This is a genomic window from Burkholderia lata, from assembly GCF_000012945.1.
Classification (GTDB): Bacteria; Pseudomonadota; Gammaproteobacteria; order Burkholderiales; family Burkholderiaceae; genus Burkholderia; species Burkholderia lata.
Genome location: NC_007511.1, coordinates 1,114,262 through 1,127,489 on the forward strand (window position 1 = coordinate 1,114,262; position 13,228 = coordinate 1,127,489).

Genomic DNA, 13,228 nt, shown 5'->3' on the forward strand with positions numbered 1-13,228 from the left:
GGAGGGGCGATCGATGGTTCTTTCGACAACCGATCCGCAGGGCCATGCAGGGGCCATGGCGTCGCCGTCTGTTGCCGCACGGCTGAAAGCCGCGGAGCAGGCGATCAACCCGCTGCTCGAAGCGTCGCGCGTCCTGTTGCACGCGTTGGCCGAGACGCCCGCAACGCTCGATGCCGATGCCATTGCACGGTGGCGTCGATGGCTGGGGCAGGAAATTCGTCTCTTCACCTGGCTCTGCAGTGAACTCCGGCTCCGACCCGAGCACGTCCGATGCGCCAGCTATTGTTTGTGCTCCGCGCTCGACGAGGCGGCGATGCGGACGCCTTGGGGAAAGGGCAAAACAACCGGCGTCGAATGGCAGGACAACAGCCTGGCGAGCGCGTTGGGGCATGATCGTCAGGGCGGCGACCGTGTTTTCCAACTGATCGACGACGCCATGCGTAATCAGCGCGAGAACCTCGATCTCATCGAGTTGTACCAAAACGTACTCGATCTCGGGTTCCGTGGGCGATACCGATTCGAAGCAGGCGGTCAAAAGCGCTTGCAGGTCATTCGCGAACACGTACACGACGCGGTGATGACCGGAGGGCAGAGCGTGAATCGCGTTAGCGAGCCGCGGAAACGTCCGCGACAGACGATCGATCCGTGGGTACGTCCGGTGCCGGTGCGCCGGTCGCGAGCGAGGTTCGCAGGCGGTCTCATTGTTGCGCTGTTGCTGGGGGCAGGGGGCTACGTCGCGGCGGACCGTTGGGTGCGCACGAATGAGGGGCTCCGGGCATCGCAGCTCGATGTGCTCGCCCGAAACCTGGAGCAGCAACTTCGCGACGAGGTCGCTGCAGGGAATGTCGAACTGATCCGCGACTCCGGGCGCAATGCGTTGACGCTCCGATTCAGCGGCATGTTTGGGCCAGGCGAGGCAACGGTGGCGCCGTGGGGTGCTTCGGTGGTGGCTTCGGCTGGCCGGGAAATCGCCGCTGTGACCAAGGGCGCGACCCTCCGGGTTGCGGGATACGCGGACAGCACTCCGATCAGTTCGACACGTCAAGCATCTAACCAGGTGCTTTCCGACGTACGCGCTCGGCACGTGGCTCAAATTCTCGTTGCGGCTGGCGTATCGGCGCCGCGTATCAGTGTCGAGGGAAACGGCGATGCCGATTCGCTGGCGGACAACGGTACCGCGTCGGGAAGGGCGAGAAACCGGCGAGTCGAAGTGACTATTTCAGACTGACTTCCAATTGTGGGCGATACATGAGATCACCAAGGTGCACGAGACGACGTCCCACACATTGCATTTCGTCGATCGAGGTGTGTTTTCGCTTCTGCATCAACGTGACGGCCACAGGATGTCGATTCAGGGAAATCGTGCTTTGATCCGGACCTAGCCATATGGCTTGATGGTTGTTTGCGGGACAGTGGGTTAACGGACGTGTTGCCGTCACGAAAACGCACGTTACGTTATCCAATATGTAACAGACGGATCGTCGAATTTTTATGCTAAGTTTTTTTGGGGAGTTAGCATGTCTCGGAGCACTCGGCATTGCAAGGGGCGAGCCCCTTCTCTACTAGCGATGGCCCGGCCAGCGCACGTTATTCGACTACCGCAACATCTGCGAAAATTTTCCGTGGTTGAAGGTGATCCCGACTTATTCGGCACTCGCTGCATCAGTTTTGCCACGGCGTTGCTCTGCATGGTCGCGTGTCTGGGGCTCGGAGCGACATCTGCGATAGACGACCGCATTCAGTGGACCTTCGAGTTGGCGATCGTTTTGATTGCGTTGTTTGTTTCGATGGCCGCGTCAGCCATTGTCATGACGCGCGAGGGAATCAAGGCAGGGGCGTGGTTTCACGTCGATCAGATTGGTCTGTGGTATGGCACTGGAAAGTTATCGGATAGCAACGCGCTGTCCGCGGGAAGACGCATCCTCTGGGATGAGATAGTCGGGAAGCCGGATGCCGGGTGTGACGTGCGAACCGAATACCAGACATCCAGGTCATTCACGAAGAACTTCGTGTTCTGGCGCCGCTTGGCGACCGGTGAAATCGTCGAGCAACGAATTCCGATGAGGCTCACGTCTAATGCTATGCGATGCATACGGTTCAGGAATCGCGACGCACTGATTGTTGCGATACTACGCGGCCTTGCTGGTCGTGGTTTGCGGTTTGACCTTGATGTATTCGTCGATGCGGGTGTGCATCCTGAAACTTGGAGACCGATGAAGCGGCCGCGGCGGATGCTGAATTTGCTGTACGCGGCGAGCAGTTTGCTGAGTGCGTGGTTTGTCATGCAATGTGTATTGACATGGCCCGTTTGGGCAACAATTGGCGGGATGGTTGTGGTATTTTCCGCCGCTATTTTCCTAGGATATGTGCTGTGGGTATGCCGTTATCGTGACTTGACGGGTATCGTTTGCTTTGAAGCTCATGCTTCAACCACCCCTCACTCCGGCAAATCCCGCTGACTGATATCCGGCTCGCTTCCCCCGGAATTCAGATGCTCGATCTTCTCCATCCGCTGCCGCGCCAGTTCCGGCAGCTGGTTCGTCACGCCAATCACGAGCGCCTCGGCAAGCGCAAGCGCCGGCACATTGGTCTGCAGCATCGCGAACGGCTGCCCCCGGATGCGCAGCACGATCTCCGCAAACTCGCCGATCGGCGAGTGCCATTCGTCAGTGATCAGCAACACGCGCGCACCGAGCCGATGCGCGGCCTGCGCGAACCGGATGCTGTCCCGTTGATAGCGGCGAAAATCGAAAATGACGAGCACGTCGCCGGGCCCCATGTCCGCGAGCGCGACCGATGCGAGGTTCACATTCGGTTCGACATACTGAACATGGGGCCGCGCGTAGGTCAGCGTGAACGAAAACAGCGACGCGAGCGGCGCCGTGTAACGCCCGCCGCCGCAAAAGACACGCACATCCGGATTGGCCAGCAACGCCACCGCGGCGTCGAACGCCGCAGCATCGAGCCCCTCGATCGTGGTGGCCAGCGACTCGGACAGCCGCTGGAAAATTGCCGAATGACTGTCGCGCATGCCCGCGGACGAGTGGAACGCATCCATCCGCGCGAGCGGCGAATTCATCGCCGTGTCGATTTCACCGTACAGCGCCTGCTGGAACGACGAGTAATTCGGAAAGCCGATCCGGACGACGAAGCGAAACACGGTCGGGTCGCTCACTTCTGCCTGTTTGGCAAAGCTCGCAATCGGCCCGAGCCCGAGGCTCGGGTAGCGGTCCAGCAATGCCTGCGCGACCTTCTGTTCCGACGGCGTGAAGCTATCCATCTGGGATAACAGCAACGCCCTGATGCTCGTCCCCATCGGGCACTCCAGCTCTCTGATCTGAATGACAAACGGCAGACGGATGTCTGCCGGCGACTCCACGCATGTTAGCCGATCGACGCGCGGCAGGCCGCCGGCGGCCCGAAATTAGAGGGACGCATCGCGCGATCACGTGACGCATCAGTCTCTGTAATAAAACAAACATACATCGAAATGCGCCCTCGGCCGCAGTGGTCATAAATTCAGTGATAACCCTAGGTTTTAGCGAAAAAAAGCGAGTGCTATGATCGCGGCCTCGCCGGAATGTATTGTTTATTACATGCCGGATTGGTGGCGCCGACACGCGACGATGCGACGGCGCATCCCGGCCTGGCCCGGTTTATTTGTCTGGAGGATTCCGTCATGAGGCGGCTCGTAGTACTCACCCTGTTGTCGGCCATGAGCGTGTGCGCGTTCGCCGCGTCGGACCCCGCGGTTGAAGCGAAGAACGGCATGGTCGTTTCGTCGCAGCATTTCGCGTCGCAGATCGGCGTCGACATCCTGAAGGAAGGCGGCAACGCGGTGGACGCGGCGGTGGCGGTCGGCTACGCGCAGGCCGTGACCAACCCGTGCTGCGGCAACATCGGCGGCGGCGGTTTCATGACCGTCCACCTGGCCGACGGCCGCGACCGCTTCATCAATTTCCGCGAAACCGCACCGGCTGCGGCTTCCGCGAACATGTATCTCGATGCGAAGGGCAACGTCATTCCCGACGACAGCCTGTATGGCTATCGTGCGGTCGGCGTGCCGGGCACGGTCGCCGGCCTCGATCTTGCGCAGCGCAAGTACGGCAAGCTGACGCGCAAGCAGGTCATGGCGCCGGCGATCCGCCTCGCGCGCGACGGCTTCGTGCTGACGCGTGGCGATACGGACATCCTCGACACGACGATCGACCGCTTCAAGAAGGACCCGGATGCGGCCCGCATCTTCCTGCGGCCGGACGGCACGCCGCTGCAGCCGGGCGACCGCCTGGTGCAGAAGGACCTGGCCCGCACGCTCGAGCGCATCGCGGAGCAGGGTCCCGACGCGTTCTATCACGGCGAGATCCCGAAGATCGTCGAGGCGGCGGCCAAGAAGGGCGGCGGCCTGATCACGGCGGCCGACTTCGCGTCGTACCGTGCGCAGGACATCGCGCCGCTGACGTGTTCGTATCGCGGCTACGAGTTCGTGTCGGCTCCGCCGCCGAGCTCGGGTGGCGTGACGATGTGCGAGACGCTGAACATCCTCGAAGGGTATGACATGCGCAAGCTTGGCTACCATTCGGCCGCGGCGGTTCACTACATGACCGAAGCGATGCGCCATGCATACGAAGATCGCAACACGCTGCTCGGTGACCCGAACTTCATCGACAACCCGGTCGCGAAGCTGACGAGCAAGGAATACGCGGCGCAGATCCGCAAGAGCATCCATTCGGATACGGCAACGCCGTCGGTCGACGTGCAGCCGGGCGTCGGCGTGCACGAGAAGCCGGAGACGACCCACTATTCGATCATCGACAAGGACGGCAACGCGGTGTCGACGACCTACACGGTCAACGGCCGCTTCGGCGCCGTGGTCATCGCGCCGGGCACGGGCTTCTTCCTGAACGACGAGATGGACGACTTCACCGTGAAGGTCGGCGCGCAGAACCTGTTCGGCCTCGTGCAGGGCACGCGCAACTCGATCGCGCCGGGCAAGCGTCCGCTGTCGTCGATGGCGCCGACCATCGTGAAGAAGGACGGCAAGGTGTTCATGGTGGTCGGCTCGCCGGGTGGCTCGCGCATCATCACGATCACGCTGCAGACGGTGCTGAACGTGATCGACTACGGGATGACGCCGCAGGACGCGGTCACCGCGCCGCGCATCCACCACCAGTGGCTGCCTGACGAGGTCTATTACGAAACCTACGGCCTGTCGCCCGACACGCTCGCGATCCTGCGCAACATGGGCTACAAGATGGTCGAGCAGACGCCGTGGGGCGCCGCCGAGCTGATCATGGTCGGCCTGCCGGGCACCGAAGCGGCGAGCCGCCAGAGTTCCGGGAACGATTCGTCCGTGTCCGGCAACGTGCGGGTCGGCTTCATCTACGGCTACAACGATCCGCGCCGTCCGGCCGGCTCGGCAATCGGTTACTGATCTGGCCTGATCGCATCACGCTGAATCGCTGCCGCCGGCGTTCGCCTTCGCGCGAATGCCGTAGCGGCGGCAGCACGTCAGCTCGCGGATAGCCGCGAGCCTGACCGGCGCCGGCGCCCGTGCCCGACACACCGGGCACGACCGGCTCGCCACGCGCGCCCCCTGGCACGGCACGGGATGCGCGCCTTTCATCCGTCAACTTCTTCCCGTGCGTCGAATTCCGCTATGAACAAACGAATGTCCGCGGCAGGCTGGATCCTGCTCGCGATGGCGGCCGGCATCCTGATCGGCTACATGATCTATACGCAGCTGCCGGACAAGCAGTCCGCGGTGGAGATCGCCGGCTACATCTCGCTGGTGTCCGACGTGTTCCTGCGGCTGATCAAGATGGTGATCGGCCCGCTGGTGTTCTCGACGCTGGTCGTCGGCATCGCGCACATGGGCGACGCGTCGTCGGTGGGCCGCGTGTTCGTGAAGGCGCTCGGCTGGTTCGTCACCGCGTCGCTGATCTCGCTGCTGCTCGGCCTGCTGATGGCGAACCTGCTGCGTCCGGGCGAGAACCTCGGGTTGCCGCTGCCGGATATCGGCGCGTCCGCGCATCTCGCGACGTCCAAGTTCACGCTGAAGGATTTCGTCGGCCACATGGTGCCGAAGTCGATCGCCGAGGCGATGGCGAACAACGAGATCCTGCAGATCGTCGTGTTCTCGATGTTCTTCGGTGTGGCGCTCGCGTCGCTCGGCGAACGCGGCAAGATCCTCGTCGCGGCGATCGACCAGCTCGCGCACGTGATGCTCAAGATCACCGGCTACGTGATGAAGCTCGCGCCGCTCGCGGTGCTGGCGGCGATGGCATCGACCGTCGCGATCAACGGCCTGTCGATCCTGCTGAAGTTCGCGGTGTTCATGGGCGACTTCTACCTGAGCCTGTTCCTGCTGTGGGGCACGCTCGTCGCTGCCGGGCTGCTGTTCCTCGGCCGCCGCGTGTTCAAGCTGCTGGTGCTGATCAAGGAAGCGTTCATGCTGTCGTTCGCGACCGCGAGCTCGGAAGCCGCGTATCCGAAGATCCTCGATGCGCTCGACCGTTTCGGCGTGCGCCGCAAGATCTCGAGCTTCGTGATGCCGATGGGGTATTCGTTCAACCTCGACGGCTCGATGATGTACTGCACGTTCGCGTCGCTGTTCATCGCACAGGCATACGGCATTCACCTGTCGCTCGGCACGCAGGTCACGATGCTGCTGATCCTGATGCTGACGTCGAAAGGCATGGCCGGCGTGCCGCGTGCGTCGCTCGTCGTGATTGCTGCCACGCTGCACCAGTTCAACATCCCGGAAGCCGGGCTGTTGCTGATTCTGGGCGTCGATACGTTCCTCGACATGGGCCGTTCGGCCACGAACGCCGTGGGCAACTCGATCGCCAGCGCGGTGGTCGCGAAATGGGAAGGCGAGTTGATGCCGGAAGCGGAAGCCGAGGCGAATGCGGCGCGGCTGGATGCGGAAGCCGAAGCACGCATGAACGAGGCGGTCCGCGATACGGATCGCGTCACCACCGCCTGAAGCGGAATCCCGGGTCGAATCCCGGGCTGTCAGGCCGCCTCGGCGGGGCGGGCCGCGTCGATGCACGCGGCCAGCACCATCGCGGCGGCGTTGCCCGGCGTCGAGCCGAGCAATTGCGGCGCGAAGACACTGTCGCCGATCTTGATCGGCTGCCCCGACAGCGCACACACGCCACGCTTGCGCGTGGTGAACAGCCGCCACTTCTGATAACCGTAGTGCCCGGTGCACGCGTCGCACCATGAAATCATCACGGTGTCGGCCGTGGGCCGCTCGAGCACGCTGATGGACGGCTTGCTCGTCGCGTCCCACGACGGCAGCCGGTCGCGCGTGACGCTGCGGCGTCGCGGCACGCCCCACGAGACGGACGGCATGTCGAAGCTGCTGATCGCGGCAACGGTCACGAGCCAGGGCGCTAAACGGTTGTTCATGTCAGTTTTCCTCGAAACGTTACGCGACACCGCCACGCGCGGTATCACGACAGGCGGATGCGCGGCTGCACGCAGCCGTTGATCCGTTCGGCGATCCACAGCAGGGTCGCCTTGGAGAAGCCGTGCAGCGCCTGCTGGTGCCGCCGGTAGAGCATCAGGTGGCTGAACTGCGCAAAACGCCCCTGGATGAAGCCGCCGCGAAAGAACCCGAACTGCCCGAGCGTGCCGAACGCGTCGTAGTCGCTGATCGACACGAGCGCGCCGAAATCATGGAACGCGAATGGCGGAATCGGCTTGCCTTCGAGCCACGCGGGCAGGTGCTTCGCGAGATGCTCGGCCTGTTGCGTCGCGACTTGCGCGGTGGGCGGCAGCGGCCGCTCGTGGCCGTCGGGCAGCAGGCTCGCGCAATCGCCGATCGCGAACACGTGGTCGTCGCCGGTTGCCTGCAGCGTCGGCCCGACGACGATCTGGTTCGCACGATTCGTGTCGAGCCCGTCGAGCGCCTGCATGAAATCGGGCGCCTTCACGCCGGCCGCCCAGACCATCAAGTCCGCCTCGGCGAACGAACCGTCGCCATAGTGGAAGCCGTTTGCGGCGGCGGACGTGACGCGGGTCGACGTCAGCACGTGAAAGCCGATCTGTTCGAGCCGCCGCTGCGCGGACGCGGAAATCCGCGGCGGAAACGCGGCGAGGATGCGCGGGCCGCTTTCGAGCAGCGTGAGCTGCAGCCGTTCGCGCACGGTCGCGTCGCCATAGGCCTGGGCCACTTCCAGCAAGCGGCTCAGCTCCGCCGCGAGTTCCACGCCGGTCGCGCCCGCGCCGACGATCGCGACGCGGAACGGCTCGTCGCGCGCGATGCTGCGAAAGACGCGCACCCGCAACGCTTCGTTGAAGGTCTCGGCCTGCTTCTGGCTGTCGATGAAATAGCAGTGATCGCGCACGCCCGGCACGCCGAAATCGTTGGCCTGGCTGCCGAGCGCGAGGATCAGCACGTCGTATTCGAGTTCGCGTGCCTCGAGCACGAGTTCGCCGTCCTGCGAGCGGATCTCGCCGAGCTGCACGCGACGGCGTGCGCGATCGAGCCCCGTCAGTTCGCCGGGCTGGTACGAGTACCCGTGGTCACGGGCATGGGCGAGGAAGATCACCTGCTGCTGCTGCACATCGCGCGTGCCGGCCGCGATCGTGTGCAGCATCGGCTTCCAGATGTGGGTCGGGCTGCGGTCGACGATGGTGACCTGTGCACGCCCGGACCGGCCGAGGCGCTCGCCCAGACGGGTGGCAAGCTGCAGTCCGGCGATGCCGCCGCCGACGATGACGATGCGTGTAGGGGTTGTCATGGATAAATCATCAAGTGATGAATAAGGTATGATCCTAGCGCTTCCCGGCTTCGCGTGTCAACGGAGCGGGGCAGGTCACCCGGTTTTCGGCGCCGCTAAAGCGGGGTCTGAACAGGGGTATTCGAATCATTCAAGGAGATCAGGAAGACGTGGCTGAAGTCACTGAGCGCGCGCCGGCCAAGCGGCGTATGCGAGGGCGGCCGCTGGCCGGGGCGTCCGTGGGGCCGGACGTGATATTGCGGGCCGCGCGTCGCACGTTCGCGAAGCGTGGCTACGACGCAACGAGCGTGCGCGAAGTCGCGCGCGAGCTGGGGGTCGATGCGGCGCTGATCGCGCACCATTTCGGTACGAAGGAAACGTTGTGGCTGGCGGTCGTCGAGCAGATCGCCGAGCTGGCCGAGCCGATGTTCGACACGCTGCGCGCGTTGCGCACGTCGCCGCTGTCGCCTCGCGACCGTGTGCTGCGCGCGATCGAGCGGTGTGTCGAGCACGAGTTCGACGAGCCCGACATGGGCATGTTCTTCTCGACGGCGGCGACCGAAGTGGGCGGGCGGCTCGACCGGCTGCAGGAGCGGATCGTGCGCCCGTATTACGACGTGCTGTTTCCGCTGTTGTCGGACGGTGTCGAGGCCGGCGTGATCCGCCCGGTCGATCCGACCGTGCTGTTCTTCATGTTTGCGAGTGCGATCGGCACGACGGTGTCGTACAGCCACATGATGCTGGAGTACACGTCGCTGCCCACGCAGCAGGACGCGTTCCGGAAGGCCGTGGTCGACGTCGCGTTCAACGTCGTCGGCGGCTGAGCACGGCGCGCGTGACGCACTCGGTCACGTCGCCAGCACCAGCCCCAGTTCGCGTACCGCGCTTCGCGCGGTCTCGCGCAGCGCATCGATGAGCGGCGATGGCGTCCGGTACGCGATCGCCAGCTCGTACGCGAGCGGGCTGCCCGCATCCTTCAGTTCGCAGAACGTAATGCCTTGCGGCTGCATCGGCACGAACAGGCGCGGCATCAGCGCGACGCCGATGCCGCCCGCGACGAGCCCGGCCGTCGTCTGCATCTGGCGCGGCTGCTGGACGATGCGCGGCGCGAAGCCGGCCTGCGCGCATGCCGTTGCGATCAGCGCATGCATGCCGGGCCCGTGGTGCGCGGCAAACATGACCCACGGTTCGTCCGCCAGCTCGGCAAGCGCGATGCGCCGGCGGTGTGCGAGCCGGTGACCGTGGGGCAATGCGGCGACCATCCGGTCGCGCAGCAGCGGCTCGACGCGCACGTCGCCCGCATCGGCCACCGGCAGCACGACGAGGCCGACGTCCGTGCGGTCCTGGCGCAGCGCGAGCACCTGCTCGGCGGTCGTGCCTTCCTCGAGCTGGAAATCGACGTCCGGATGGCGTTCCTGGAACGCGCGGAGGATCAGCGGCAGCAGCGCGTTGACCGTGCTGTCGACGAAGCGCAGACGCAGCGTGCCGCCGAGGCCGGCGCCCGCGCGGCGGGCCACGGCCACCGCGCGTTCGGCCTGTTCGAGCGCGCGCCGCGCTTCGAGCAGGAACGCCTCGCCGGCCGGCGTGAGCGCCGTGCCGCGGTTGTCGCGCTCGAGCAGCAAGACACCCAGCTCGTCCTCGAGCTTGCGGATCGCCGCACTGAGCGGCGGCTGCGCCATGTGCAGCCGCTCGGCCGCGCGCCGGAAGTTGAGCGTCTCGGCGACCGCGATGAATTGCCTGAACTGCCGTAGATCGATCATGCGATACCTTTTGCGTATCAGTGGATCATCGAATTCGTATTTTACCTATCACACTGCGCTGCCCAGAATGGTCTTGTCATCAACGGTCGACATTCGGGAGGGCAGGTCATGTCAGCGAGGGAACAGGCGCGAACGGCAATCGTCACGGGCGGGTCGAGCGGGATCGGCTTTGCGATCGCGCGCCGGCTGGTGGAGGATGGGTATCGGGTCGCGATCGTCGGGCGCGACGCGGCGCGGCTGGAAGCGGCCGTCGCACGGCTCGGCGGCGCGGCGATCGGGCAGGCGGCCGACCTGAGCGTACGACGGAGTGCGGAGGCGGCGGTCGCCGCGATCGTCGAGCAGTGGCCTTGCATCGACGTGCTGGTCAACAACGCAGGGCTGACCGGCCGTGTCGGCGCGGATACGGAGGCGGGCGAGGCCGAGCGCGTGTGGGACGCCGTGCTCGACGCGAACCTGAAAAGCCTGTTCGTGACGACCGTGGCCGTGCTGCCGCACCTTGCAGAGCAGGGTGCGCGGATCGTCAACATCGGCTCGATCGCGGCGCGCGCCGGCAGCCTGCTGCCGGGCGGCCTGGCGTACGCGGCGGCGAAGGCCGGCGTCGAAGGGTTCACCGTCGCACTGGCGCGCGAACTCGGGCCGCGCGGCGCAACGGTCAATACGGTTGCGCCCGGCTATATCGCCGACACGCGCTTCTTCGGCGAAAGCGGCGTCGCGCCGGCCATCGCCGCGACGATCCGCGAGCAGACGCCGGCCGGCCGCGCCGGGCATCCGGACGATATCGCGGACGCGGTCGCGTGGCTCGCCGGGCCGCGTGCATCGTTCGTCACCGGTGCGACGATCGCGGTGAACGGCGGCTGGCGCGTCGGGTGACGCAATCGACCCCGGTGGCCCGGCACGGCATCGCGTGCCACGCCCGGCCTGCCGGTCATTCGATATCCGTCGGCGGCTTGTCGCCGAGCCAGCGCCGCGCGCCGGGCCCGTTGCGGCCCGCGCGGTCCTCCGGGTTCGTCAGCTTGCAGCGCTTCAGCGACAGGCAGCCGCAGCCGATACATTCGTCGAGGTTGATGTACAGGCGCTGCAACTCCTCGATCCGGTTCGCAACGCGCTGCTTCCAGCCGCGCGACAGCCGCTGCCAGTCCTTGTTGCTCGGCGCGGTGTCCTCGGGGAGGCTGACGAGCTGCTCGGCGATCTCGTCGAGCGTATAGCCGATCTTCTGCGCGAACACGATGAACGCGATCAACCGCAGCACCGCGCGCGAATAGTGGCGATGGCTCGAGCCGTTGCGGTGCGACTTGATGAGCCCGCGCGTCTCGTAGAACCGCAGCGTCGACGCCGGTACGCCGCTGCGTGCGGCCACTTCACGAATCGACATCAGCGGCCATTGTGGTGTTTCCTGGATACCCATGTTGCCCCTCCGGGAAAGCTTGACTTGAAGTTAACTTCAACTTTTATGCTACGCGGCAGTTTAACCCGTCGCGAGGCATCATGCTCTCCTTATCCCTACGCAGGACGTCGCCTTTGGGTGCGGCCTGTGCACTGCTGCTGGCGTTGTCGGGCTGTCACGACGGCAAAGGCGCATCGTCGGCCCAATCCCTTCCCGAAGTCGGCGTTGCCACCATCGCGCCGCGCACGATCCGCCTCGCGGACGAATTCAACGGACGCGTCGAAGCGGTCGATGCGGTCGAACTGCGGCCGCGCGTGAGCGGCTATCTGCAGCGTGTCGCCTACAAGGAAGGCGACCTGGTCGCGCAGGGCGCGCTGCTGTTCGAGATCGACCCGCGCCCGTACCGGATCGCGCTCGATCGCGCGAACGCGCAGCTGCAGCGGGCCCGCGCGGCCGCGAGCCTCGCGAACGTGCAGCTCAAGCGCGTGCAGACGCTGATCGATGCGCATGCGACGTCGCAGGAAGAACTCGACAACGCGCGCGCCACGGCCGAGCAAGCGCGTGCGGACCTGCAGGCGGCCGATGCGGCCGTCGCCGATGCGAAGCTCAATCTCGGTTTCACCGAAGTGCGCGCGCCGATCGCGGGCCGCGTCGGCCGTGCGGTCGCCACCGTCGGCAACCTGGCGCGCGCGGACGACACGCTGCTGACGACCGTCGTGTCGCAGAACCCCGTCTACGTGTATTTCGACTGCGACGAACAGAGCTACCTGCGCTACAACGCACGGCGTGCCGATCCCAAGCATCGCGCGATCGGTGCCGATCCGGTGCGCGTGGGCCTCGCGAACGAGACGGGCTTCCCGCATGCGGGCACCGTCGACTTCCTCGACAACCGGCTCGACCCGCAAACGGGCACGATCCGCGCGCGCGTGCGGCTGCCGAATGCGGACCATACGTTTACGCCGGGCCTGTATGCGCGCGTGCAGCTCGTCAGCGGCCGCGACCAGGATGCTTTGCTCGTCGACGACAAGGCCGTGCTCACCGACCAGGACCGCAAGTACGTCTATGTGATCGGACCCGGCGACAAGGCGCTGCGTCGTGACGTAACGATCGGTCGCGGGCTGGATGGCGAGCGGATCATCGAGAAGGGGATTCAGGCGGGCGACCGCGTGGTCGTCGACGGTCTGCAGCGGATCTACTATCCGGGCGCGCAGGTGAAGCCGAAGGCGCTGCCCGCGCGCGCCGATGCCGGTGGTGCCGGCAATGGCGCAGGCAACGGCACGGGTAACGGCCCGGGTAACGGCACGCAGGCCGTCGCCGATGCCGGCGCGCCGCCGGCTGCGCAGTAACGGGAGACA

At 65.4% G+C, this 13,228-nt stretch carries 12 protein-coding genes; 7 read left to right on the forward strand and 5 right to left on the reverse strand.

Annotated features, from left to right (window positions below):
• Window positions 1–13 precede the first annotated feature (13 nt).
• A complete protein-coding gene (icmH, locus tag BCEP18194_RS27730; RefSeq protein WP_011354600.1) occupies window positions 14–1,228 on the forward strand; it encodes a type IVB secretion system protein IcmH/DotU in 1,215 nt (404 codons plus the stop codon).
• Between the two features lie 394 nt (window positions 1,229–1,622).
• Window positions 1,623–2,459 carry a hypothetical protein gene (locus BCEP18194_RS27735; RefSeq protein ID WP_157687254.1) on the forward strand — a complete coding sequence of 279 codons (837 nt, stop codon included), beginning with the start codon at window positions 1,623–1,625 and terminating at the stop codon, window positions 2,457–2,459.
• Here the strand turns inward: BCEP18194_RS27735 and BCEP18194_RS27740 are convergent.
• The gene (locus tag BCEP18194_RS27740; RefSeq protein WP_011354602.1) at window positions 2,438–3,316 is read right to left on the reverse strand and encodes a MurR/RpiR family transcriptional regulator; all 879 of its coding nucleotides are present in this window, start codon (window positions 3,314–3,316) and stop codon (window positions 2,438–2,440) included. The genes BCEP18194_RS27735 and BCEP18194_RS27740 overlap by 22 nt on opposite strands.
• Window positions 3,317–3,679: 363 nt before the next feature.
• Between BCEP18194_RS27740 and ggt the strand changes: the two genes are divergently transcribed.
• Window positions 3,680–5,431, forward strand: coding sequence for a gamma-glutamyltransferase (ggt, locus tag BCEP18194_RS27745; protein WP_011354603.1), 1,752 nt, complete (start codon window positions 3,680–3,682; stop codon window positions 5,429–5,431).
• Between the two features lie 225 nt (window positions 5,432–5,656).
• Window positions 5,657–6,985, forward strand: a complete 1,329-nt coding sequence (locus BCEP18194_RS27750; protein ID WP_050781619.1) for a dicarboxylate/amino acid:cation symporter — start codon at window positions 5,657–5,659, stop codon at window positions 6,983–6,985.
• A gap of 29 nt (window positions 6,986–7,014) precedes the next feature.
• Here the strand turns inward: BCEP18194_RS27750 and BCEP18194_RS27755 are convergent, their stop codons facing one another.
• On the reverse strand, window positions 7,015–7,413 hold the full coding sequence (locus BCEP18194_RS27755) for a DUF3331 domain-containing protein (protein WP_011354605.1): 399 nt from the start codon (window positions 7,411–7,413) through the stop codon (window positions 7,015–7,017).
• A gap of 44 nt (window positions 7,414–7,457) precedes the next feature.
• The gene (locus BCEP18194_RS27760) at window positions 7,458–8,750 is read right to left on the reverse strand and encodes an NAD(P)/FAD-dependent oxidoreductase (protein WP_011354606.1); all 1,293 of its coding nucleotides are present in this window, start codon (window positions 8,748–8,750) and stop codon (window positions 7,458–7,460) included.
• 149 nt (window positions 8,751–8,899) lie between these two features.
• Between BCEP18194_RS27760 and BCEP18194_RS27765 the strand changes: the two genes are divergently transcribed.
• A complete protein-coding gene (locus tag BCEP18194_RS27765; protein ID WP_041493233.1) occupies window positions 8,900–9,553 on the forward strand; it encodes a TetR/AcrR family transcriptional regulator in 654 nt (217 codons plus the stop codon).
• Between the two features lie 24 nt (window positions 9,554–9,577).
• On the opposite strand, the gene BCEP18194_RS27770 is transcribed toward BCEP18194_RS27765, so the two are convergent.
• Window positions 9,578–10,489 carry a LysR family transcriptional regulator gene (locus BCEP18194_RS27770; protein ID WP_011354608.1) on the reverse strand — a complete coding sequence of 304 codons (912 nt, stop codon included), beginning with the start codon at window positions 10,487–10,489 and terminating at the stop codon, window positions 9,578–9,580.
• Window positions 10,490–10,597: 108 nt separating this feature from the next.
• Between BCEP18194_RS27770 and BCEP18194_RS27775 the strand changes: the two genes are divergently transcribed.
• A complete protein-coding gene (locus BCEP18194_RS27775) occupies window positions 10,598–11,359 on the forward strand; it encodes an SDR family NAD(P)-dependent oxidoreductase (RefSeq protein WP_011354609.1) in 762 nt (253 codons plus the stop codon).
• 55 nt (window positions 11,360–11,414) lie between these two features.
• Here BCEP18194_RS27775 and soxR read toward each other — a convergent pair whose 3' ends face one another.
• Window positions 11,415–11,894, reverse strand: a complete 480-nt coding sequence (soxR, locus tag BCEP18194_RS27780) for a redox-sensitive transcriptional activator SoxR (RefSeq protein ID WP_011354610.1) — start codon at window positions 11,892–11,894, stop codon at window positions 11,415–11,417.
• A gap of 80 nt (window positions 11,895–11,974) precedes the next feature.
• On the opposite strand from soxR, the gene BCEP18194_RS27785 reads away from it, so the two are divergent.
• Entirely contained in the window at window positions 11,975–13,219 is a 1,245-nt protein-coding gene (locus BCEP18194_RS27785) for an efflux RND transporter periplasmic adaptor subunit (RefSeq protein ID WP_011354611.1), read from the forward strand.
• Window positions 13,220–13,228: the final 9 nt, after the last annotated feature.

Coding starts and splice junctions, on each gene's coding strand:
- icmH (WP_011354600.1), top strand. CDS start 14: ATGGTTCTTTCGACAACCGATCCGCAGGGCCATGCAGGGGCCATGGCG.
- BCEP18194_RS27740 (WP_011354602.1), bottom strand. CDS start 3,316: ATGGGGACGAGCATCAGGGCGTTGCTGTTATCCCAGATGGATAGCTTC.
- ggt (WP_011354603.1), top strand. CDS start 3,680: ATGAGGCGGCTCGTAGTACTCACCCTGTTGTCGGCCATGAGCGTGTGC.
- BCEP18194_RS27750 (WP_050781619.1), top strand. CDS start 5,657: ATGAACAAACGAATGTCCGCGGCAGGCTGGATCCTGCTCGCGATGGCG.
- BCEP18194_RS27755 (WP_011354605.1), bottom strand. CDS start 7,413: ATGAACAACCGTTTAGCGCCCTGGCTCGTGACCGTTGCCGCGATCAGC.
- BCEP18194_RS27760 (WP_011354606.1), bottom strand. CDS start 8,750: ATGACAACCCCTACACGCATCGTCATCGTCGGCGGCGGCATCGCCGGA.
- BCEP18194_RS27770 (WP_011354608.1), bottom strand. CDS start 10,489: ATGATCGATCTACGGCAGTTCAGGCAATTCATCGCGGTCGCCGAGACG.
- BCEP18194_RS27775 (WP_011354609.1), top strand. CDS start 10,598: ATGTCAGCGAGGGAACAGGCGCGAACGGCAATCGTCACGGGCGGGTCG.
- soxR (WP_011354610.1), bottom strand. CDS start 11,894: ATGGGTATCCAGGAAACACCACAATGGCCGCTGATGTCGATTCGTGAA.
- BCEP18194_RS27785 (WP_011354611.1), top strand. CDS start 11,975: ATGCTCTCCTTATCCCTACGCAGGACGTCGCCTTTGGGTGCGGCCTGT.